General features: G+C 69.8%; 2 protein-coding genes and 2 pseudogenes. 3 read left to right on the forward strand and 1 reads right to left on the reverse strand.

Annotation, left to right across the window (positions count from 1 at the left end; translation table 11 throughout):
- Window positions 1-132 carry a hypothetical protein gene (locus ACHMXE_RS11450; RefSeq protein WP_395346068.1) on the reverse strand — a complete coding sequence of 44 codons (132 nt, stop codon included), beginning with the start codon at window positions 130-132 and terminating at the stop codon, window positions 1-3.
- 374 nt (window positions 133-506) lie between these two features.
- On the opposite strand from ACHMXE_RS11450, the pseudogene ACHMXE_RS11455 reads away from it, so the two are divergent.
- The 3 genes and pseudogenes from ACHMXE_RS11455 to ACHMXE_RS11465 all read left to right on the forward strand — a co-directional run.
- Window positions 507-2309: pseudogene (locus ACHMXE_RS11455) on the forward strand (beta strand repeat-containing protein); the annotation flags it as partial.
- A gap of 339 nt (window positions 2310-2648) precedes the next feature.
- The gene (locus ACHMXE_RS11460; protein WP_395347357.1) at window positions 2649-4022 is read left to right on the forward strand and encodes an Ig-like domain-containing protein; all 1374 of its coding nucleotides are present in this window, start codon (window positions 2649-2651) and stop codon (window positions 4020-4022) included.
- Window positions 3952-26256, forward strand: a pseudogene (locus ACHMXE_RS11465) (Ig-like domain-containing protein); the annotation flags it as partial. The gene ACHMXE_RS11460 and the pseudogene ACHMXE_RS11465, both read left to right, overlap by 71 nt.
- Between the last annotated feature and the right edge of the window lie 38 nt (window positions 26257-26294).

The raw sequence follows: 26294 nt of genomic DNA on the forward strand, positions 1-26294 counted from the left end.
CTACAACGCCGCCACCGGCGTGCTCACGCTGAGCTCGGCCGGCAACACGGCCACCGTGGCCCAGTGGCAGGCCGCGCTGCGCGCGGTGCAGTACTCCAACACCTCGGAGGACCCGTCGGCGCTGGTGCGCACCGTGAGCTACACGGTCAACGACGCGGCCGCCAACTCCAACACCGTGAGCTCGACGATCAACGTCGCGCCGGTCAAACGATGCGCCGGTCAACACGCTGCCGGCGGGCTTCAGCACCAACGAGGACACCACCGTCGGCCTGACCGGCCTGCAGGTCAGCGACGTGGACGCGGGCAGCGGCAATGTGCGTGTGACGCTCAGCGTGCCCAGCGGCGCGCTGACCGCGACGGCCGGCGGCGGCGTCGCGGTCACCGGCAGCGGCACCGGCACGCTGGTGCTCGAGGGCTCGCTGACGAGCATCAACGCCTACCTGGCCAGCGCCTCGCGGCCCAACTACGTGCCGGCCGCCAACGCCAATGGCAGCGTGACGCTGACCATGACCACGAGCGACCTGGGCAACACCGGCTCGGGCGGCGCGCTGACCGACATCGACACGGCGACCATCACGATCAACTCGGTGGCCGACGCGCCCTCGGGCACCGACCGCACGGTCACGTTCAACGAGGACGGCACCTACACCTTCTCGGCCGCCGACTTCCCGATCACCGACGCCAACGACAGCCCGCCCAACACCTTGCAGTCGGTGATCATCACCACGCTGCCGCCTGCTTCGCAGGGCGTGCTGCGGTTCAATGGCGTGGCGGTCACTGCCGGGCAGAGCATCCCGGTGGGCAGCCTCGGCCTGCTGACCTTCACGCCCGCGGCCAACATCAACGGCAACGGGCTCGGCAGCTTCACCTTCCAGGTGGTCGACAACGGCAGCACCGCCAACGGCGGCGTGAACACCGACCCGACCCCGAATACCTTCAGCTTCAACATCACGGCCGTCAACGACGCGCCCATCGGCAGCCCCGACACCAACAGCATCGCCGAGGACACGAGCGCCACCGGCAATGTGCTGACCAACGACAGCGACGTGGACGGCGACACGCTGAGCGTGACGCAGTTCGTGGTCAACGGCAGCACCTACACGGCGGGGCAGACGGCCGCCATCGCTGGCGTCGGCACGCTGGTGATCAACGCCAACGGCAGCTACACCTTCACGCCCGCGGCCAACTACAACGGCTCGCCGCCGGTCGTGACCTACACCGTGAGCGACGGCGCGGCCACGGCGACTTCGACGCTGACCCTGACGGTCACGGCCGTCAACGATGCGCCGGTCAACACGCTGCCCGCGAACTTCACGACCAACGAGGACACCACGGTCGGTTTGACCGGGCTGCAGGTCAGCGATGTGGATGCCGGCACGGGCAATGTGCGCGTGACGCTCAGCGTGCCCACCGGCGCGCTGACCGCGACGGCCGGCAGCGGCGTCACGGTCACCGGCAGCGGCACCGGCACGCTGGTGCTCGAAGGCTCGCTCGCGAGCATCAATGCCTACCTCGCGAGCGCTTCGCGGCCCAACTACGTGCCCGTGGCCAATGCCAGCGGCAGCGTGACGCTGACCATGACCACGAGCGACCTGGGCAACACTGGCTCGGGCGGCGCGCTGACCGACATCGACACCGCCACCCTCACGATCAATTCGGTGGCCGACGCGCCCTCGGGCGCCGATCGCACGGTCACGCTCAACGAGGACGGTACCTACACCTTCTCGGCCACCGACTTCCCGATCACCGACGCCAACGACAGCCCGCCCAACACTTTGCAGTCGGTGATCATCACCACGCTGCCGCCGGCTTCGCAGGGCGTGCTGCGCCTCAATGGCGTGGCGGTCACGGCAGGGCAGAGCATCCCGGTGGGCAGCCTCGGCCTGCTGACCTTCACGCCGGCGGCCAATATCAACGGCAACGGCCTGGGCAGCTTCACCTTCCAGGTGGTCGACAACGGCAGCACCGCCAACGGTGGCCAGAACACCGACCCCACGCCGAATACCTTCAGCTTCAACATCACGGCGGTCAACGACGCGCCCGTCGGCAGTCCCGACAGCAACACCGTCGCCGAGGACACGAGCGCCACCGGCAATGTGCTGACCAACGACAGCGACGTGGATGGCGACACGCTGAGCGTGACGCAGTTCGTGGTCAACGGCACGACCTACACGGCGGGGCAGACGGCCACCCTCGCTGGCGTCGGCACGCTGACCATCGCGGCCAACGGCGCCTATACCTTCACACCGGCCGCCAACTACAACGGCTCGCCGCCGGTCGTGACCTACACCGTGAGCGATGGCACGGCCACCGCGACTTCAACACTGACCTTGACAGTCACGGCCGTCAACGATGCACCCGTCAACACGCTGCCCGCGAACTTCACGACCAACGAGGACACCACGGTCGGTTTGACCGGGCTGCAGGTCAGCGACGTGGATGCGGGCACGGGCAATGTTCGCGTGACGCTCAGCGTGCCCACCGGCGCGCTGACCGCGACGGCCGGTTCGGGCGTCACGGTCACCGGCAGCGGATCGGGCACGCTGGTGCTCGAGGGCTCGCAGGCCGCCATCAACGCCTACCTCGCAAGCGCTTCGCGGCCCAACTACGTGCCCGTGGCCAATGCCAGCGGCAGCGTCACGCTGACCATGACCACGAGCGACCTGGGCAACACTGGCTCGGGCGGCGCGCTGACCGACATCGACACCGCCACCATCACGATCAATTCGGTGGCCGACGCGCCCTCGGGCGCCGATCGCACGGTCACGCTCAACGAGGACGGTACCTACACCTTCTCGGCCGCCGACTTCCCGATCACCGACGCCAACGACAGTCCGCCCAACACTTTGCAGTCGGTGATCATCACCACGCTGCCGCCGGCTTCGCAGGGCGTGCTGCGCCTCAATGGCGTGGCGGTCACGGCAGGGCAGAGCATCCCGGTGGGTAGCCTCGGCCTGCTGACCTTCACGCCGGCGGCCAACATCAACGGCAACGGGCTCGGCAGCTTCACCTTCCAGGTGGTCGACAGCGGCAGCACCGCCAACGGCGGCCTGAACATCGACCCGACACCGAATACCTTCAGCTTCAACATCACGGCCGTCAACGACACGCCGGTCGCGAGCAACGACACGCTCGCCGCGACCGAGGACACGCCGTTGACCATCCCCGCGGCCACGCTGCTGGGCAACGACACCGATGCCGATGGCGACACGCTGACCATCACCAGCGTGCAGGGCGCGGTCAACGGCACGGTGAGCCTGGTCGGCGGCAATGTCGTGTTCACGCCCGCTGCCAACTTCAACGGCGCCGCGAGCTTCACCTACACGGTGAGCGACGGCAACGGCGGCAGCTCGACCGCGACCGTCACGGTCAATGTCGCGGCCGTCAACGACGCGCCGGTGGCCACGAACGACGTGGCGAGCACGCCGATCAACACGCCGCTGGCCAACATCCCGGTGCTCGCGAACGACACCGACGTCGACGGCGATGCGCTCACGGTCACCAGTGCCACGCTCGCGAACCCGGCGCAGGGCACGGTCACGGTCAATCCGAACGGCACGCTGAACTTCACGCCCGCCAGCAACGTGACGGGCACGGTGGTCATCAACTACACCGTGAGCGACGGCAACGGCGGCACCGCCAGCGCGACGCTCACGGTGAACGTCGGCTCGAACACGCCGCCGAACAGCGCCAATGCCGTGGTCGCGGGCACCGAGGACACCACGGTCACGCTGGCGCAGTCGAACTTCTTCTTCAGCGACGCCGATGCCCGGCCAGAGCCTCGCGGCCGTGCGCATCGACACGTTGCCGGCCAACGGCAGCCTGCGGCTCAACGGCGTGCCGGTGACCGCGGGCCAGGTGATCAGCGTGGCCGACATCGCGAGCGGTGCGCTGAGCTTCGTGCCAGCCGCCAACGGCAACGGCGCGACCTACGCGAGCTTCAACTTCTCGGTGCAGGACAGCGCGGGCGCCTTCGACACCACGCCGAACACCATCACCTTCAACATCGCCGCGGTCAATGACGCGCCGCAGGCGAATGCCGACAGCAACACCATCGCCGAGGACACGACCGCCACCGGCAACGTGCTGACCAACGACAGCGACGTGGACGGCGACACGCTGAGCGTGACCCAGTTCGTGGTCAACGGCACCACCTACACGGCCGGCCAGACCGCCACCCTCGCGGGCGTGGGCACGCTGACCATCGCGGCCAACGGCGCCTACACCTTCTCGCCGGCCGCCAACTACAACGGCCCGGTGCCGGTGGCGACCTACACCGTGAGCGACGGCAGCGCGAGCGCCACCGCCACGCTGACGCTGAACGTGACGCCGGTCGACGATCCGTTCACCGACGCCAGCGAGAACGTCAGCGTGAACGAGGACACGACGCTGACCGGCTCCGTGCTGACCGGCACCACCAGCGTCGACGGCCCGGTGACCGTGACCGGCTTCAGCATCGCCGGCGATGCCACCGCCTACAGCGCGGGCCAGACCGCCAACATCGCGGGCGTGGGCACGCTGACGATCAACGCCAACGGCAGCTACACCTTCACGCCGGCGCCCAACTACAACGGGCCGGTGCCCGTCGTCACCTACACGATGACCGACGGCTCGAGCGGCGATACCTCGACGCTCACGATCACGGTCAACCCGGTCGACGATCCGTTCACCGATGCCGACGAGACCGTCAGCACCAACGAGGACACGGTGCTGACCGGTTCGGTCCTCACCGGAACCTCCAGCGTCGATGGCCCGGTCACGGTCACGGGCTTCAGCATCGCGGGCATCGCCGGCAGCTTCACGGCCGGCCAGACCGCGAACATCGCCGGTATCGGCACGCTGGTGATCAATGCCAATGGCGCGTACACCTTCACGCCGGCCGCGAACTACAACGGACCGGTGCCCGTCGTCACCTACACGATGACCGATGGTTCGAGCGGCGACACCTCGACGCTCACCATTTCTGTCACTCCGGTCGATGACCCGTTCACCGATGCCGACGAGAACGTCAGCACCAACGAGGACACGGTGCTGACCGGTTCGGTCCTCACCGGAACCTCCAGCGTCGACGGGCCGGTCACGGTCACCGGCTTCAGCGTCGCGGGCATCGCCGGCAGCTTCACCGCGGGCCAGACCGCGAACATCGCGGGCATCGGCACGCTGGTCATCAACGCCAACGGTAGCTACACCTTCACCCCGGCCGCCAACTACAACGGCCCGGTCCCCGTCGTCACCTACACGATGACCGACGGCTCGAGCGGCGACACCTCGACGCTCACCATCTCCGTCACCCCGGTCGACGACCCGTTCACCGACGACAACGAGACCGTCAGCACCAACGAGGACACGGTGCTGACCGGTTCCGTGCTCACGGGCACGACCAGCGTCGACGGCCCCGTCTCGGTCACCGGCTTCAGCGTTGCGGGCATCGCCGGCAGCTTCACGGCAGGGCAGACCGCGAACATCGCGGGCATCGGCACGCTGGTGATCAACGCCAACGGCTCGTACACCTTCACCCCGGCCGCGAACTACAACGGCCCGGTCCCCGTCGTCACCTACACGATGACCGACGGCTCGAGCGGCGACACCTCGACGCTCACGATCTCCGTCACCCCTGTCGATGACCCGTTCACCGACGACAACGAGACCGTCAGCACCAACGAGGACACGACGCTGACCGGTTCCGTGCTCACGGGCACGACCAGCGTGGACGGCCCCGTCACGGTCACCGGTTTCAGCGTCGCGGGCATCGCCGGCAGCTTCACGGCAGGGCAGACCGCGACCATCGCAGGCGTCGGCACGCTGGTGATCAACGCCAACGGCTCGTACACCTTCACGCCGGCCGCGAACTACAACGGCCCGGTGCCCGTCGTCACCTACACGATGACCGACGGCTCGAGCGGCGACACCTCGACGCTCACGATCACGGTCAATCCGGTCGACGATCCGTTCACCGACGCCGACGAGAACGTCAGCGTGAACGAGGACACGACGCTGACCGGCTCGGTGCTGACCGGCACCACCAGCGTCGACGGCCCGGTCACGGTCACGAGCTTCACGCTCGCGGGCAACGCGACGACCTATCTCGCGGGGCAGACCGCGAACATCGCCGGCGTCGGCACGCTGGTGATCAACGCCAACGGCAGCTACACCTTCACGCCGGCGCCCAACTACAACGGCCCGGTGCCGGTGGTCAGCTACAGCATGACCGACGGGTCAAGCGGCGACACCTCGACGCTCACGATCACGGTCAATCCGGTCGACGATCCGTTCACCGATGCCGACGAAACCGTCAGCACCAACGAGGACACCGTGCTCACGGGCTCGGTGCTCACGGGCACCTCCAGCGTCGATGGCCCGGTCACGGTCACCAGTTTCAGCGTCGCTGGCATCGCCGGCAGTTTCACGGCCGGGCAGACCGCGAACATCGCCGGCGTCGGCACGCTGGTGATCAACGCCAACGGCTCGTACACCTTCACGCCGGCCGCGAACTACAACGGCCCGGTGCCCGTCGTCACCTACACGATGACCGATGGCTCGAGCGGCGATACCTCGACGCTCACGATCTCGGTCACGCCCGTGGACGACCCGTTCACCGATGCCGACGAGAACGTCAGCACCAACGAGGACACGGTGCTGACCGGTTCGGTCCTCACCGGGACCTCCAGCGTCGACGGCCCGGTCACCGTCACCGGCTTCAGCATCGACGGCATCGCGGGCAGCTTCACGGCCGGCCAGACGGCGAACATCGCGGGCGTCGGCACGCTGGTGATCAACGCCAACGGCAGCTACACCTTCACGCCGGCCGCGAACTACAACGGCCCGGTCCCGGTCGTCACCTACACGATGACCGATGGCTCGAGCGGCGACACCTCGACGCTCACGATCTCGGTCACCCCGGTCGACGATCCCTTCACCGACGCCGACGAAACCGTCAGCACCAACGAGGACACGACGCTGACCGGTTCGGTGCTCACGGGCACGACCAGCGTCGACGGCCCCGTCACGGTCACCGGCTTCAGCATCGCGGGCGTCACCGGCAGCTTCGCCGCGGGCCAGACCGCGACCCTCGCGGGCATTGGCACGCTGGTGATCAACGCCAACGGCAGCTACACCTTCACGCCGGCCGCCAACTACAACGGCCCGGTGCCGCTGGTCACCTACACGATGACCGACGGCTCCAGCGGCGACACCTCGACGCTGGCGATCACCGTCACGGCCGTGAACGACGCGCCGGTCGCCACCGACGACAGCAACACCACGGCCGAGGACGTGCCCGCCACCGGCAACGTGCTGGCCAACGACACCGACCTCGACGGCGACACGCTGACCGTCACGCAGTTCAGCTTCGGCGGCAGCACCTATGCCGCGGGCCAGCTCGCCAGCATCGACGGCGTGGGCACGCTGACCATCGCAGCCGACGGCAGCTACACCTTCACGCCCGCGCCCAACTACAACGGCGCGGTGCCCGTCGCCACCTACACCGTGAGCGACGGCACGACCAGCGCCAGCGGCTCGCTCTCGCTCGCGCTCACCGCGGTCAACGACGCGCCCGTCAACACGCTGCCAGCCAGCTGGAGCACCGGCGAGGACACGCCGCTGCCGCTCACGGGCCTGCAGATCTCCGACGTCGATGCCGGCAACGGCGCGATGCGCGTGACGCTCTCCGTGCCCGCGGGCACGCTCACGGGCAACTCGGCCGGCGGCGTGACGGTGACCGGCAGCGGCACCGGCACGCTGGTGCTCGAGGGCTCGCTCGCGAGCATCAACGCCTACCTGGCCGGCGCCTCGCGGCCCACCTACCAGCCCGTGCCCGACGCCAGCGGCAACGTGGTGCTGACCATGACCACCAGCGACCTCGGCAGCACCGGCGCCGGCGGTCCGCGCACCGACACCGACACGGCCACCATCGCCATCGGCTCGATCAACGACGCGCCCTCGGGCAGCGACCGCACCGTGACGCTGGCCGAGGACGGCAGCTACACCTTCTCGGCGGCCGACTTCCCGATCACCGACGCCGGCGACACGCCCGCCAATGCGCTGCAGGCGGTCGTCATCACCACGCTGCCGCCGGCCGCCGAAGGCGTGCTCACGCTCGACGGCGTGGCCGTCACGGCCGGGCAGCGCATCCCCGTGGGCAGCCTGGGCCAGCTCCGGTTCACGCCCGCGGCCAACGTCAACGGCACGGGCATCGGCAGCTTCGGCTTCCAGGTGGTGGACGACGGCGGCACGGCCGGCGGCGGCCAGGACACCGACCCGACGTCGAACACCTTCAGCTTCAACGTCACCGCGGTCAACGACGCGCCGACCGCGGGCAACGACGTGGCGAGCACGCCGATCAACACGCCGCTGACCAACATCCCGGTGCTCGCGAACGACGCCGACGTGGACGGCGACCCGCTCACGGTCACCAGCGCGACGGTGAATCCGGCGCTGGGCAGCGTGAGCATCAACGCCGACGGCACGCTGAACTTCACGCCCGCGAACAACGTGAGCGGCGCGGTGGCGATCGGCTACACCGTCAGCGACGGCAAGGGCGGCACCGCCACTGCCACGCTGACGGTCAACGTCGGCGCCAACACGCCGCCGGCCAGCGCCGATGCCACCGTCTCGGGCACCGAGGACACGCCGCTGGTGCTCACGCGCGCCAATTTCGCGTTCACCGACAGCGACGCCGGCCAGACCCTGGCCAACGTGCGCATCGACACGCTGCCGGCCAACGGCACGCTGCTGCTCAACGGCAGCGCCGTGAGCGCGGGCCAGGTGATCACGGTCGCCGACATCGAGGCCGGGCGCCTGAGCTTCGTGCCGGGCGCCGACGGCAACGGCACGGCCTATGCGAGCTTCACGTTCTCGGTGCAGGACTCGGCCGGCGCCTTCGATGCCGCGCCGAACACCCTCACGGTGAACATCGCGCCGGTCAACGACGCGCCGGTGGCCAACCCCGACACCGCCACCTTCGACGAGGACACGACCGCCACCGGCAACCTGCTGGGCAACGACTTCGATGCCGACAACGACACGCTGACGGTCACGCAGTTCAGCTTCGGCGGCACCAGCTACGCGCCGGGCCAGACCGCCACGCTGGCGGGCGTGGGCAGCCTGACGGTGGCGGTCAACGGCAGCTACAGCTTCGTGCCGGCGCCCAACTACAACGGCCCGGTGCCGGTGGTCGGCTACACGGTGAGCGACGGCACCGCGAGCGCGAACTCGACCCTCACGCTGCAGATCACGCCGGTCGACGATGCCTTCAGCGACGCCAGCGAGAACGTCTCGACCAACGAGGACACGCCGCTGTCGGGCTCGGTGCTCACGGGTACCACCAGCGTCGACGGGCCGGTCACGGTCACCGGCTTCAGCATCGCGGGCATCGCCGGCAGCTTCACGCCCGGCCAGACCGCGGCCATTCCGGGCGTCGGTTCGCTGTTCATCGATGCCGACGGCAGCTACACCTTCACGCCGGCCGCCAACTTCAACGGGCCCGTGCCCGTGGTGACCTACACGATGACCGACGGCTCGAGCAGCGACAGCTCGACGCTGACCATCGCCGTCACCGCGGTCAACGACGCACCCGTGGCCGGCAGCGACACGGTCTCGGCCACCGAGGACACGCCGCTGACCATTCCCGCGGCCACGCTGCTGGGCAACGACACCGATGTCGATGGCGACACGCTGACCATCACCAGCGTGCAGGGCGCGGTCAACGGCACGGTGAGCCTGGTGGGCGGCAACGTGGTGTTCACGCCCGCGGCCAACTTCAACGGCACCGCGAGCTTCAGCTACACGGTCAGCGACAGCAACGGCGGCAGCTCCACCGCCACCGTGACGGTCAACGTCGCCGCGGTCAACGACGCGCCGGTGGCCACTGCCGACACCGCCACCCTCGACGAGGACAGCAGCGCCAGCGGCAACGTGCTGGCCAACGACAGCGACGTCGACGGCGACACGCTGCGGGTGACCCAGTTCAGCATCGGGGGCGTGAGCTACGGCGCCGGCCAGACCGCGGTGATCGCGGGCGTCGGCACGCTGCGGATCGACGCCGATGGCGGCTACGCCTTCGTGCCGGTGGCCAACTACAACGGCCCGGTGCCGGTCGCCACCTATGCCGTGACCGACGGCACCGCCACCTCGACCGCGACGCTCACGCTGCAGGTCACGCCGGTGGCCGACGGCTTCAGCGACGCGAGCGAGAGCGTCTCGACCAACGAGGACACGCCGCTGTCGGGCTCGGTGCTCACGGGCACCAGCAGTGTCGACGGCCCGGTCGCGGTCACGGGCTTCACGATCGGCGCGACCAGCTATGCGGCGGGCGACACCGCCACCATCGCCGGCGTCGGCACGCTGACCATCGGCGCCGACGGCAGCTACACCTTCACGCCGGCACCCAACTACAACGGCCCGGTGCCGGTCGTCGGCTACACCGTGAGCGACGGCACCAGCACCGACAGCTCGACGCTGACCATCAGCGTCACCGCGGTCAACGACGCGCCCGTGGCCGGCAACGACACGGTCGCGGCCACCGAGGACACGCCGCTGACCATTCCCGCGGCCACGCTGCTGGGCAACGACACCGACGTCGACGGCAACACCCTGACGATCACGAGCGTGCAGGGCGCGGTCAACGGCACGGTGAGCCTGGTCGGCGGCAACGTGGTGTTCACGCCCGCGGCCAACTTCAACGGCACCGCGAGCTTCACCTACACCGTGAGCGACGGCAATGGCGGCAGCTCGACCGCGACCGTCACGGTCAATGTCGCGGCCGTCAACGACGCGCCCACCGCGGGCAACGACGTGGCGAGCACGCCGATCAACACGCCGCTGGCCAGCATCCCGGTGCTGGCCAACGACAGCGACGTGGACGGCGATGCGCTCACGGTCACCAGTGCCACGCTCGCGAACCCGGCGCAGGGCACGGTCACGGTCAACCCGAACGGCACGCTGAGCTTCACGCCCGCCACCGACGTGACGGGCGCGGTGCTGGTGAACTACACGGTGAGCGACGGCAACGGCGGCACCGCCAGCGCGACGCTGACGATCAACGTCGGCGCCAACACGCCGCCGCAGAGCGCGAACGTCACGGTCGATGGCACCGAGGACACGCCGCTGACCCTGACCACGGCCGACTTCCCGTTCACCGATGCCGATGCCGGCCAGCGGCTCGCGAACGTGCGCATCGACAGCCTGCCGGCCAACGGCACGCTGCTGCTCAACGGCGTGGCGGTCACGGCCGGCCAGCTGGTCTCGGCCGCCGACATCGCCAGCGGCGCCCTGAGCTTCGTGCCGGGCGCCAACGGCAACGGCGCCGGCTATGCGAGCTTCACCTTCTCGGTGCAGGACAGCGCCGGCGCCTTCGACACCACGCCGAACACCATCAGCTTCGACATCGCGGCGGTCAACGACGCGCCGGTGGCGAATCCCGACAGCATCACCATCGCCGAGGACACGACCGCCACCGGCAACGTGCTGGGCAACGACAGCGACGTCGACGGCAACCCGCTCTCGGTGACGCAGTTCGTGGTCGGCGGCAGCACCTACACGGCCGGCCAGACCGCCACCCTCGCCGGCGTCGGCACGCTGACCATCGCCGCCGACGGTGCCTACACCTTCACGCCGGCGCCCGACTACAACGGCCCGGTGCCCGTGGCCACCTACACGGTGAGCGACGGCAGCGCCACCGCCAGCTCGACGCTCACCATCGCGGTGACGCCGGTCGACGACGCCTTCACCGACGCCGACGAGAACGTGCGCGTCAACGAGGACTCGGTGCTCACGGGCTCGGTGCTCACGGGCACCAGCAGCGTCGACGGCCCGGTCACGGTCACCGGCTTCACCATCGGCAGCACCAGCTACGCCCCGGGCGACACCGCCACCCTCGCGGGCGTCGGCACGCTGACCATTGCCGCCAACGGCAGCTACACCTTCACGCCGGCGCCCAACTACAACGGAGCGGTGCCGGTCGTCACCTACACCCTGACCGACGGCTCGAGCAACGACAGCTCGACGCTGACCATCGTGGTCGATCCGGTGGACGACGCCTTCTCGGACGCCGACGAGAGCGTGACCACGCCCGAGGACACGCCGGTCTCCGGCTCGGTGCTCGTGGGCACCAGCAGCGTCGACGGCCCGGTCACGGTCACCGGCTTCGCGATCGGCGCGGCCAGCTATGCCGCGGGCGACACCGCCACCATCGCGGGTGTCGGCACGCTGACCATCGCCGCCGATGGCAGCTACACCTTCACGCCGGCCGCCAACTTCAACGGCCCGGTGCCGGTCGTCGGCTACACCCTGACCGACGGCTCGAGCGGCGACAGCTCGACGCTGACCATCGTCGTCACCGCGGTCAACGACGCGCCCGTGCCGGCCGCCGACACCGGCAGCACGGCCGAGGACACGCCGCTCGCGGGCAACGTACTGGCCAACGACACCGACGTCGACGGCGACACGCTGGTCGTCACCGGCTTCAGCGTCGACGGCAGCAGCTACGCGGCCGGCCAGACCGCCACCCTCGCGGGCGTCGGCACGCTGACCATCGCGGCCGACGGCAGCTACAGCTTCACGCCGGCCGCCAACTTCAACGGCAACGTGCCGGTGGCGAGCTACACGGTCAGCGACGGCACGGCCAGCGTGAGCGCCACCCTGACGCTGACCGTCGGGGCCGTCAACGACGCGCCGGTCAACACGCTGCCCGCGGGCTGGAACACCAGCGAGGACACGCCCGTGGGCCTGACCGGCCTGCAGGTCTCGGACGTGGATGCCGGCGGCGCGCCGGTGCGCGTCACCCTGAGCGTGCCCAGCGGCACCCTGACGGCCGCCTCGGGCGGCGGCGTGACCGTGACCGGCAGCGGCACCGGCGAGCTGGTGCTCGAGGGCTCGATCGCGAGCATCAACGCCTACCTGGCCGGCGCGGCGCGGCCCGACTACCGGCCGGTGGCCAATGCCGACGGCAACGTGGTGCTGACCATGACCACCAGCGACCTCGGCAACACCGGCGCCGGCGGTCCGCGCACCGACACCGACACGGCGGTGATCGCGATCGCGCCGGTCAACGACGCGCCCTCGGGCGTCGACCGCACGGTCACCCTCGGCGAGGACGGCAGCTACACCTTCTCGGTGGCCGACTTCCCGTTCACCGACGCCGCCGACAGCCCGGCCAACGGCCTGCAGGCGGTGGTCGTCACCACCTTGCCGCCGGCCGCCGAGGGCGTGCTCACGCTCAACGGCGTGGCCGTGACCGAGGGCCAGGTGATCCCGGCCGGCAGCCTGGGCCAGCTGCGCTTCACCCCCGCCGCCAACGTGAACGGCAGCGGCATCGGCGCCTTCGGCTTCCAGGTGGTGGACGACGGCGGCACGGCCAACGGCGGCCAGAACACCGACCCGGTGCCCAATACCTTCCGCTTCGACGTCACGCCCGACAACGACGCGCCGGTGGCCAACCCCGACACCGTGAGCGCGACCGAGGACACGCCGCTGACGATCCCGGCCGCGACCCTGCTGGGCAACGACACCGATGCCGACGGCGACACGCTGACCATCACCAGCGTGCAGGGTGCCGTCAACGGCACGGTGAGCCTGGTGGGCGGCAACGTGGTGTTCACGCCGAACGCCAACTACAACGGCCCGGCCAGCTTCACCTACACGGCGAGCGACGGCAACGGCGGCACTTCGACCGTGACCGTCACGGTCAATGTCGCGGCCGTCAACGACGCGCCCGATGCCGCGAACGACGTGGCGAGCACGCCGATCAACACGCCGCTGGCCAACATCCCGGTGCTGGCGAACGACAGCGACGTGGACGGCGACAGCCTCACGGTCACCGGCGCCACGCTGAACGATCCCGCGCAGGGCACGGTCAGCGTCAACGGCGACGGCACGCTGAATTTCACGCCGGCCAGCAACCTGAGCGGCCCGGTGGTCATCACCTACACGGTCAGCGACGGCAAGGGTGGCACCGACACCGCGACGCTCACGGTCAACGTGGGGGCCAACACGCCGCCGACCAGCGCCGATGCCACGATCGCCGGCACCGAGGACACGCCGGTCGTGCTGGCCACGGCCAACTTCGCGTTCACCGACAGCGACGCGGGCCAGACCCTGGCCAACGTGCGCATCGACACCTTGCCGGCCAATGGCACGCTGCTGCTCAACGGCGTGGCCGTGACGGCCGGGCAGTTGATCTCGGCCGCCGACATCGCCGCGGGTCGCCTGAGCTTCGTGCCCGGTGCCAACGGCAACGGCGCTGACTACGCGAGCTTTAGCTTCTCGGTGCAGGATTCGGCCGGCGCCTTCGACGCGACGCCGAACACCATCCGCTTCGACATCGCGGCGGTCAACGACGCGCCCGTGGGCAACCCCGACACGGTGGCCGCGACCGAGGACACGCCGCTGACGATTCCCGTGGCCACGCTGCTCGCGAACGACACCGACGTCGACGGCAACCCGCTGACCATCACCAGCGTGCAGGACGCCACCAACGGCACGGTGAGCCTGGTCGGCGGCAACGTGGTGTTCACGCCGAACGCCAACTACAACGGCCCGGCGAGCTTCAGCTACACCGTGAGCGACGGGCAGGGCGGCAGCTCGACCGTGACCGTCACGGTCAATGTCGCGGCCGTCAACGACGCGCCGATCGCCAATCCCGACAGCGTGACCGTGCCCGAGGACACGGTGGCCACCGGCAACGTGCTGGCCAACGACAGCGACGTGGAGGGCACGCCGCTGGTGGTGACCGAATACACCATCGACGGCACCACCTACACCGCGGGCGACACGGCCACGCTGACCGGCGTCGGCGCGCTGGTGATCAATGCCGACGGCAGCTGGCGCTTCACGCCGGCGGCCAACTACAACGGCCCGGTGCCGACCGCGAGCTACCTCGTGAGCGACGGCAGCCTGGTCTCGAGCTCGACGCTGTCGATCGTCGTCTCGGCGGTCAACGATGCGCCGGTGGGCAATGCCGACACCGGCACGCTGGCCGAGGACGGCAGCGCCAGCGGCAACGTGCTGGCCAACGACAGCGACCCCGACGGCGACGCGCTCAGCGTCACCGGCTTCGGCATCGGCGGCACCACCTATCTGGCCGGCGAGAGCGCGAGCATCGCGGGCGTGGGCACGCTGGCGATCAATGCCGACGGCAGCTGGCTCTTCACGCCCGCGCCCAACTACAACGGCCCGGTGCCCGAGGCCACCTATACGCTGAGCGACGGCACGGCCAGCGCCACCGCGACCCTGAGCCTCACGGTCACGCCGGTGAACGACGCGCCGGTGGCCGGCAACGACGTCGCGAGCACGCCGATCAACGTGCCGCTGGCCAACATCCCGGTGCTGGCCAACGACAGCGACGTGGACGGCGATCCGCTCACCGTCACCAGCGCCACGGTGGATCCGGCGCGCGGCACGGTCTCGATCAACCCCGACGGCACGCTGAACTTCACGCCGGCGGCCAACGTGACGGGCGCGGTCGTCATCGGCTACACCGTGAGCGACGGCAAGGGCGGCACGGCGAACGCCACCCTGACCGTGAACGTGGGCGCGAACACGCCGCCCACGAGCGCCGATGCCACGGTGGCCGGCACCGAAGACACGCCGGTGGTGCTGGGCACCGCCAATTTCGCGTTCACCGACGGCGATGCGGGCCAGACGCTCGCCAATGTGCGCATCGATACGCTGCCGGCCAATGGCACGCTGTTGCTCGATGGCGTGGCGGTCACGGCCGGCCAGGTGATCTCGGCCGCGGATATCGCCGCGGGTCGCCTGAGCTTCGTGCCGGGCGCCGATGGCAACGGCACGGGCTACGCGAGCTTCACGTTCTCGGTGCAGGACTCGGCCGGCGCCTTCGACGCGACGCCGAACAGGATCAGCTTCGACATCGCGGCGGTCAACGACGCACCGGTGGCGAATCCCGACACGGTGACGGCCGTCGAGGACACGCCGCTGAGCATTCCGGTCGGCACGCTGCTGGCCAACGACACCGACGTCGACGGCAACCCGCTGACCCTCACGAGCGTGCAGGACGCCACCAACGGCACGGTGAGCCTGGTCGGCGGCAACGTGGTGTTCACGCCGAACGCCAACTACAACGGCCCGGCCAGCTTCAGCTACACCGTGAGCGACGGTCAGGGCGGCAGCTCGACGGTCACGGTCACCGTGAACGTCGGTGCCGTGAACGATGCGCCGGTGGCTGGCAACGACATCGCGAGCACGCCGATCAACACGCCGCTCGCGAACATCCCGGTGCTGGCGAACGACAGCGACGTCGATGGCGACAGCCTCACGGTCACCAGCGCCACGCTGAACAATCCGGCGCAGGGCACGGTCAGCATCAACGCCGACGGCACGCTGAACTTCACGCCCGCGGCCAACGTCAGCGGCCCGGTCGTCATCAGCTACACCGTGAGCGACGGCAACGGTGGCACGGCCACGGCCACGCTGACGGTCAATGTCGGCGCCAACACGCCGCCGACCAGTGCCGACGCGACGATCGCCGGCACCGAGGACACGCCGGTCGTCCTGACGAGCGCGAACTTCGCCTTCACCGACGCCGATGCCGGCCAGACGCTGGCCGCGGTGCGCATCGATACGCTGCCGGCCGACGGCACGCTGCTGCTCAACGGCGTCGCGGTGGCGGCGGGGCAGGTCGTCTCGGCCGCCGACATCGCTGCGGGCCGCCTGAGCTTCGTGCCCGGCGCCAACGGCAACGGCACGGGCTACGCGAGCTTCACCTTCTCGGTGCAGGACTCGGGCGGCGCCTTCGACGCCGCGCCGAACACGATCCGCTTCGACATCGCCGCGGTCAACGACGCGCCCGTGGCGGCGCCCGATGCCATCACCACGCCCGAGGACACGGTCGCCACCGGCAACGTGCTGGGCAACGACACCGACGCGGATGGCGACACGCTCACGGTCACCCAGTTCGCGATCGGCGGCAGCACCTACACGGCCGGCCAGACCGCCACGCTCACGGGCATCGGCACGCTGACCATCGCGGCCGACGGCGGCTATGTCTTCACGCCCGCGGCCGACTACAACGGGCCGGTGCCGGTCGCGACCTACACCGTGAGCGACGGCAGCGCGACCGCGACGGCCACGCTGACCCTCGCGGTCGCGCCGGTCAACGATGCGCCGGTGGCCCGCCCCGACACCGCCACCGTGGCCGAGGACACGCCGGCCACCGGCAACCTGCTGGGCAACGACAGCGATCCAGACGGCAACACGCTCGCCGTCACCGGCTTCAGCATCGCGGGCGACGCCACCGCCTATGCCGCCGGCGACACCGCCACGCTCGCGGGCATCGGCAGCCTGCTGATCCGCGCCGACGGCAGCTATGTCTTCACGCCCGCGGCCAACTACAACGGCCCGGTGCCGGTCGTCAGCTACACCGTGAGCGACGGCAGCGCGAGCGCGACATCGACCTTGACGATCGGCGTGACGCCGGTCAACGACGCACCGGTGGCCGGCGACGACATCGCGAGCACGCCGATCAACACGCCGCTGGCGAACATCCCGGTGCTCGCGAACGACGGCGATGTCGACGGCGACGCGCTGACGGTCACGAGCGCGACGCTGGACAACCCGGCGCAGGGCACGGTGACGATCAATGCCGACGGCAGCTTGAACTTCACGCCCGCGGCCAACGTCAGCGGCGCGGTCACGATCCGCTACACCGTGAGCGACGGCAACGGCGGCACCGACACCGCGACGCTGACGGTCAACGTGGGCGCCAACACGCCCCCGGCCAGCGCCGACACCACGGTCGCCGGCACCGAGGACACGCCGGTGGTGCTGGGCACGGCGAACTTCCCCTTCACCGACGGCGACGCGGGCCAGACCCTGGCCGCGGTGCGCATCGACACCCTGCCGGCCGACGGCACGCTGCTGCTCGACGGCGTGGCCGTGACGGCCGGCCAGCTCGTCTCGGCCGCCGACATCGCCGCGGGCCGCCTGAGCTTCGTGCCCGGCGTCAACGGCAACGGTACGGGCTACGCGAGCCTGCGCTTCTCGGTGCAGGACAGCGCGGGCGCCTTCGACGCCACGCCGAACACGCTGCGCTTCGACATCGCCGCGGTCAACGACGCGCCGGTGGCCAATGCCGACACCGCCACCGTGACCGAGGACACGCCCGCCAGCGGCAACGTGCTGGCCAACGACAGCGACGTGGATGGCGACACCCTCGCGGTCACGGGCTTCCGCATCGCGGGCGACACCACGGTCTACCTGCCGGGCCAGACCGCGACGATCTCGGGCGCGGGCAGCCTGACGATGAACGCCGACGGCAGCTACAGCTTCACGCCGGCGGCCAACTACAACGGCCCGGTGCCGGTCGTGAGCTACACCGTGAGCGACGGCAACGGCGGCACCGCCACGGCGACGCTGACGCTGAACGTCAGCGCCGTCAACGACGCGCCGGTGGCCAACCCCGACAGCGCCAGCACCGCCGAGGACACGCCGGTGTCGGGCAACCTGCTGGGCAACGACAGCGATGCCGACGGCGACGCGCTCGCGGTCACGGGCTTCAGCGTGGGCGGCACCGCCTATGCGCCGGGGCAGACCGCAACCCTCGACGGCGTCGGCACGATCACCGTCGGCGCCAATGGCGCCTACAGCTTCACGCCGGCCGCGAACTTCAACGGCGCGGTGCCGGTCGTGAGCTATACCGTGAGCGACGGCAGCGCCAGCGCGAGCTCGACCCTCACCATCGCCGTGACGCCGGTCAACGACGCGCCGGTGGCCGGCAACGACCTCGCGAGCACGCCGATCAACGTGCCGCTCGCGAACATCCCGGTGCTGGCCAACGACAGCGATGTCGATGGCGACTCCCTCACGGTCACGACCGCCACGCTGGACAACCCGGCCCAGGGCACGGTGTCGATCAATGCCGACGGCACCTTGAACTTCACGCCGGCCAGCAACGTGACCGGCCCGGTCGTCATCCGCTACACGGTCAGCGACGGCAACGGCGGCACCGCCACGGCCACGCTCACCGTCAACGTGGCGGCCAACACGCCGCCGCAGAGTGCCGACGCGACGGTATCGGGCACCGAGGACACGCCCGTGGTGCTGGGCCTGGGCAACTTCGCCTTCAGCGACGCCGACGCGGGCCAGAGCTTCGCCAATGTGCGCGTCGACACGCTGCCGGCCAATGGCACGCTGCTGCTCGATGGCGTGGCGGTCACGGTCGGGCAGGTCATCTCGGCCGCGGATATCGCCGCGGGTCGCCTGAGCTTCGTGCCCGGTGCCGACGGCAATGGCACGGGCTACGCGAGCTTCACGTTCTCGGTGCAGGACTCGGCAGGCGCTTTCGACACCACGCCCAATCGAATCACCTTCGACATCGCGGCGGTCAACGATGCGCCGGTCGCGAACCCCGATACGGTGACGGCGGTCGAGGACACGCCGCTGAGCATTCCGGTGGGGACTCTGCTCGCAAACGACACCGACGTGGACGGCAACCCGCTGACCCTCGTCAGCGTGCAGGACGCGACCAATGGCACGGTGAGCCTGGTGGGCGGCAATGTGGTGTTCACGCCCGCGGCCAACTACAACGGGCCGGCCAGCTTCACGTACACCGTGAGCGATGGACAGGGTGGTACTTCGACCGTGACGGTCACGGTGAATGTCGGTGCGGTCAACGACGCGCCGGTGGCTGGCAACGACATCGCGAGCACGCCGATCAACACGCCGCTGGCGAACATCCCGGTGCTGGCGAACGACAGCGATGTCGATGGCGACTCGCTCACCGTGACCAGCGCCACGCTGAACAACCCGGCGCAGGGCACGGTCAGCATCAACGCCGACGGCACGCTGAACTTCACGCCCGCCAGCAATGTCAGCGGCCCGGTCGTCATCAGCTACACGATCGGCGACGGCAACGGCGGCACCGCCAATGCGACGCTGACCGTCAATGTCGGCGCCAACACGCCGCCGACCAGTGCCGACGCGACGATCGTCGGCACCGAGGACACGCCGGTCGTCCTGACGAGCGCGAACTTCGCCTTCACCGACGCCGATGCCGGCCAGACCCTGGCCGCGGTGCGCATCGACACCGTGCCAGCCAATGGCACGCTGCTCCTGAATGGCGTGGCCGTGACGGCCGGCCAGGTCATATCGGCCGCCGACATCGCCGCCGGCCGCCTGAGCTTCGCGCCGGCCGCCAATGGCAACGGCACGGGCTATGCGAGCTTCACGTTCTCGGTGCAGGACTCGGGCGGCGCCTTCGATGCGACGCCGAACACGATCCGCTTCGACATCGCCGCGGTCAACGACGCACCGGTGGCCAACCCCGACACTCTCGATGCGACGGAAGACACGCCGCTGACGATTCCGGCCGGCACGCTGCTGGACAACGACACGGACGCCGACGGCAATCCGCTGACCATCGTGAGCGTGCAGGACGCCACCAACGGCACCGTGAGCCTGGTCGGCGGCAACGTGGTGTTCACACCGAATGCCAACTACAACGGCCCGGCCAGCTTCACTTATACGGTGAGCGACGGCCAGGGCGGCAGCTCGACCGTCACGGTCACGCTCGACGTGGGCGCCGTCAACGACGCGCCCGTGGCCGGCAACGATACGGCGAGCACGCCGATCAACACGCCGCTGGCCAACATCCCGGTGCTGGCGAACGACAGCGACGTCGATGGCGACATCCTCACCGTGAGCTCGGCCAGCGTCGATCCGGCCCTGGGCACGGTCCAGGTCAATGTCGACGGCACGCTGAACTTCACGCCCGCAAGCAACGTGACGGGCCCCGTGGTCATCAGCTACACGGTGAGCGACGGCAAGGGCGGCACGGCCACCGCGACGCTCACGGTCAATGTCGGTGCCAACACGCCGCCGGCCAGTGCCGATGCCACGGTCGCCGGCACCGAGGACACGCCGGTGGTGCTGGCCCTGGCCAACTTCGCCTTCAGCGACGCCGATGCCGGCCAGAGCCTGGCAGCCGTGCGCATCGACACCTTGCCGGCCGACGGCACGCTGCTGCTGAACGGCGTGGCGGTCACGGCCGGCCAGGTGGTCTCGGCGGCCGACATCGCCGCGGGGCGGCTGAGCTTCGTGCCCGGCGCGAACGGCAATGGCACGGGCTACGCGAGCTTCAGCTTCTCGGTGCAGGACTCGGCCGGGGCCTTCGACGCGGCGCCGAACACGATCAGCTTCGACATCGCGGCGGTCAACGACGCGCCGGTGGCGAATCCCGACACGGTGACGGCCGTCGAGGACACGCCGCTGAGCATCCCGGTCGGCACGCTGCTGGCCAACGACACGGATGTCGACGGCAACCCGCTTAGCATGACGAGCGTGCAGGGCGCGGTCAACGGCACGGTCAGCCTGGTCGGCGGCAACGTGGTGTTCACACCGAACGCCAACTACAACGGCCCGGCGAGCTTCACCTACACCGTGAGCGACGGTCAGGGCGGCAGCTCGACGGTCACCGTCACCGTGAACGTTGGTGCCGTGAACGATGCGCCGGTGGCCGGCAACGACATCGCGAGCACGCCGATCAACACGCCGCTCGCGAACATCCCGGTGCTGGCCAACGACAGCGACGTCGATGGCGACAGCCTCACGGTCACCAGCGCCACGCTGAACAATCCGGCGCAGGGCACGGTCAGCATCAATGCCGACGGCACGCTGAACTTCACGCCCGCGGCCAACGTCAGCGGCCCGGTCGTCATCAGCTACACCGTGAGCGACGGCAACGGTGGCACGGCGAACGCTACGCTGACCGTGAATGTCGGCGCCAACACGCCGCCGACCAGTGCCGACGCGACGATCGCGGGCACCGAGGACACGCCCGTCGTCCTGACGAGCGCGAACTTCGCCTTCACCGACGCCGATGCCGGCCAGACGCTGGCCGCGGTGCGCATCGATACGCTGCCGGCCGACGGCACGCTGCTGCTCAACGGCGTCGCGGTGACGGCGGGGCAGGTCGTCTCGGCCGCCGACATCGCCGCGGGCCGCCTGAGCTTCGTGCCCGGCGCCAACGGCAACGGCACGGGCTATGCGAGCTTCACGTTCTCGGTGCAGGACTCGGCCGGTGCCTTCGACACGGCGCCGAACACCATCCGCTTCGACATCGCCGCGGTCAACGACGCGCCGGTGGCCAACCCCGACACGGTGGCCGCGACCGAGGACACGCCGCTCACGATCCCCGCGGCCACGCTGCTGGGCAACGACAGCGACGCCGATGGCGACACCCTGACCATCACCAGCGTGCAGGATGCGGTCAACGGCAGCGTGAGCCTGCTGGGCGGCAACGTGGTCTTCACGCCCGCGGCGAACTACAACGGCCCGGCCAGCTTCAGCTACACGGTCAGCGACGGCAAGGGCGGCAGCTCGACGGTGACCGTCACGGTCAATGTCGGCGCGGTCAACGATGCGCCCGTGGCCGGCAACGACATCGCGAGCACGCCGATCAACGTGCCGCTCGCGAACATCCCGGTGCTCGCGAACGACAGCGACGTGGACGGCGACATCCTCACGGTCACCGGCGCCAGCGTCGACCCGGCCCTGGGCAGCGTCAGCGTCAATGCCGACGGCACGCTGAACTTCACGCCGGCCGCCAACGTCAGCGGACCGATCTCGATCACCTACACGGTCAGCGACGGCAAGGGCGGCAGCGCGAGCGCGACGCTGACGGTGAACGTCGGCACCAACACGCCGCCCGACAGCACCGACGCCACCGTGGCCGGCACCGAGGACACGCCGCTGGTCCTGGGGCCTTCGAACTTCGCCTTCAGCGATGCCGACGCGGGCCAGACCCTGGCCAACGTGCGCATCGACACGCTGCCGGCCGACGGCACGCTGCTGCTCGACGGCGTGGCGGTCACCGCCGGCCAGGTGATCTCGGCGGCCGACATCGCGGCCGGCCGATTGAGCTTCGTGCCCGGCGCCAACGGCAACGGCACGGGCTACGCGAGCTTCACCTTCTCGGTGCAGGATTCGGGCGGCGCCTTCGACACCGCGCCGAACCGCCTCACCATCGACATCGCGGCGGTCAACGATGCGCCGGCCGGCGCGGCCGACACCGTCGGCGCGACCGAGGACACGCCGCTGTCGATCCCCGTGGCCACGCTGCTGGCTAACGACAGCGACGTCGATGGCGACACGCTCGCGATCGTCAGCGTGCAGGATGCCGTCAACGGCAGCGTGCGGCTCGATGGCGGCAACGTGGTCTTCACCCCGAACGCCAACTACAACGGCCCGGCCAGCTTCACCTACACGGTGAGCGACGGCAAGGGCGGCACATCGACCGTGACGGTCACGGTCAACGTGGGCGCGGTCAACGATACGCCGGTGGCCGGCAACGACGTGGCGAGCACGCCGATCAACACGCCCCTGGCGAACATTCCGGTGCTGGCCAACGACAGCGATGTCGACGGCGATTCGCTGACCGTCACGAGCGCGACGCTGAACAACCCGGCGCAGGGCACGGTGACGGTCAACGCCGACGGCACGCTGAACTTCACGCCCGCGGTCAACGTCAGCGGCGCGGTCGTCATCCGCTACACCGTCAGCGACGGCAACGGCGGCACGGCCACCGCCACGCTGACGGTCAACGTCGGCGCCAACACGCCGCCGACCAGTGCCGACGCGACGGTCGCAGGCACCGAGGACACGCCGGTCGTGCTGGGCACCGCCAACTTCGCGTTCACCGACACGGATGCGGGCCAGACCCTGGCCAATGTGCGCATCGACACGCTGCCCACCGATGGCACGCTGCTGCTCAATGGCGTGGCGGTCACGGCCGGCCAGCTGATCTCGGTCGCCGACATCGCGGCCGGTCGTCTTAGCTTCGTGCCCGATGCCAATGGCAACGGCACGGGCTATGCGAGCTTCACTTTCTCGGTGCAGGATTCGGGCGGTGCCTTCGACGCGACGCCGAACACCATCCGCTTCGACATCGCGGCGGTCAACGACGCGCCGGTGGCGAACCCCGAGACGGTCAGCGCGCTCGAGGACACGCCGCTGAGCATCCCGGTCGGCACGCTGCTGGCCAACGACACCGATGTGGACGGCAACCCGTTGACCATCACGAGCGTGCAGGACGCGACCAACGGCACGGTGAGCCTGGTGGGCGGCAACGTGGTGTTCACGCCCGCGGCCAACTACAACGGCCCGGCCAGCTTCACCTATACCGTGAGCGATGGCCAAGGCGGCAGCTCGACAGTCACCGTGACGGTCAATGTCGCCGCCGTGAACGACGCGCCCGTGGCCGGCAACGACATTGCGAGCACGCCGATCAACACGCCGCTCGCGAACATCCCGGTGCTCGCGAACGACAGCGATGTCGATGGCGACTCGCTGACCGTCACGAGCGCGACGCTGAACAACCCGGCCCAGGGCACGGTGTCGATCAACGCCGACGGCAGCCTGAACTTCACGCCCGCCAGCAATGTCACGGGCGCGGTCGTCATCAGCTACACGGTGAGCGACGGCAAGGGCGGCACCGCCACGGCCACGCTGACGGTCAATGTGGGTGCGAACACGCCGCCCACCAGCGCCGATGCCGCGATCTCGGGCACCGAGGACACGCCGGTCGTCCTTGGCACCGCCAACTTCGCCTTCACCGATGCCGACGCGGGCCAGACGCTCGCCAACGTGCGCATCGATACGCTGCCCGCGAACGGCACGCTGTTGCTCGACGGCGTGGCCGTCGCGCCGGGCCAGTTGATCTCCGCCGCCGACATCGCGGCCGGGCGTTTGAGCTTCGTGCCGGGCGCCGACGGCAACGGCACGGGCTATGCGAGCTTCACTTTCTCGGTGCAGGATTCGGCCGGCGCCTTCGACGCGACGCCGAACACGATCCGCTTCGACATCGCCGCGGTCAACGACGCGCCCGTGGGCGTGCCCGATGCCGTTGCCGCGACCGAGGACACGCCGCTGAGCATCCCGGTGGCCACCTTGCTGGGCAACGACAGCGACGTCGATGGCGACACGCTGGCCATCGTCAGCGTGCAGGACGGAGTCAATGGCTCGGTGGCGCTGATCGGCGGCAACGTGGTGTTCACGCCGAACGCCAACTACAACGGGCCGGCCAGCTTCACCTACACGGTGAGCGACGGCAAGGGCGGCACGTCGACGGTCGCTGTCACGGTCAATGTCGCTTCGGTCAACGACGCGCCGGTGGCCGGCAACGACGTGGCGAGCACGCCCATCAACACGCCGCTGGCCAACATCCCGGTGCTGGCGAACGACAGCGACGTCGATGGCGACCCGCTGACGGTGACGGCCGCGACGGTCGATCCGGCACGCGGAACGGTCACGGTCAATGCCGACGGCACGCTGAACTTCACGCCCGCGGCCAACGTGACGGGCGCGGTGGTGATCAGCTACACGGTGAGCGACGGCAAGGGCGGCACCGCGACCGCCACGCTGACGGTCAATGTCGGCGCCAACACGCCGCCGACCAGCGCCGACGCCACGGTCGCCGGCACCGAGGACACGCCGGTCGTCCTCGACCCCTCGAGCTTCGCGTTCACCGACGCCGATGCGGGCCAGACGCTCGCGAACGTTCGCATCGACACGCTGCCGGCCAATGGCACGCTGCTGCTCAATGGCGTGGCGGTGACGGCGGGGCAGGTGATCTCGGCGGCCGACATCGCGGCCGGGCGCCTGAGCTTCGTGCCGGGGGCCGACGGCAACGGCACGGGCTACGCGAGCTTCACCTTCTCGGTGCAGGACTCGGCCGGCGCCTTCGATGCCACGCCGAACACCATCAGCTTCGACATCGCGCCGGTCAACGACGCACCGGTGGCGAATCCCGACACGGTGACGGCGACCGAGGACACGGCGCTGACGATTCCCGTCGGCACGCTGCTCTCGAACGACACCGACGTGGACGGCAACCCGCTGACCCTCGTCAGCGTGCAGGATGCGACCAATGGAACCGTGAGCCTGGTGGGCGGCAATGTGGTGTTCACGCCCGCTGCCAACTACAACGGGCCGGCGAGCTTCAGCTACACGGTGAGCGACGGTCAGGGTGGTACTTCGACCGTGACGGTCACGGTGAATGTCGGTGCGGTCAACGATGCGCCGGTGGCGGGCGATGACATCGCGAGCACGCCGATCAATACGCCGCTGACCAATATTCCGGTGCTGGCCAATGACGGCGATGTCGATGGCGACAGCCTTACCGTCACTGCCGCCACGCTGAACGATCCGGCGCAGGGGACGGTCAGCATCAATGCCGATGGCACCTTGAACTTCACGCCGGCGTCCAACGTGACCGGTCCGGTCGTCATCAGCTACACGGTCAGCGATGGCAAGGGCGGTGTGGACACCGCGACCTTGACGGTCAA

Source organism: Variovorax sp. UC122_21, from assembly GCF_044056785.1.
Classification (GTDB): Bacteria; Pseudomonadota; Gammaproteobacteria; order Burkholderiales; family Burkholderiaceae_C; genus Variovorax.

Bases quoted from the DNA above. Each gene is read 5' to 3' on its own strand.
- ACHMXE_RS11460 (WP_395347357.1), top strand. From the start codon at position 2,649: ATGACCACGAGCGACCTGGGCAACACTGGCTCGGGCGGCGCGCTGACC.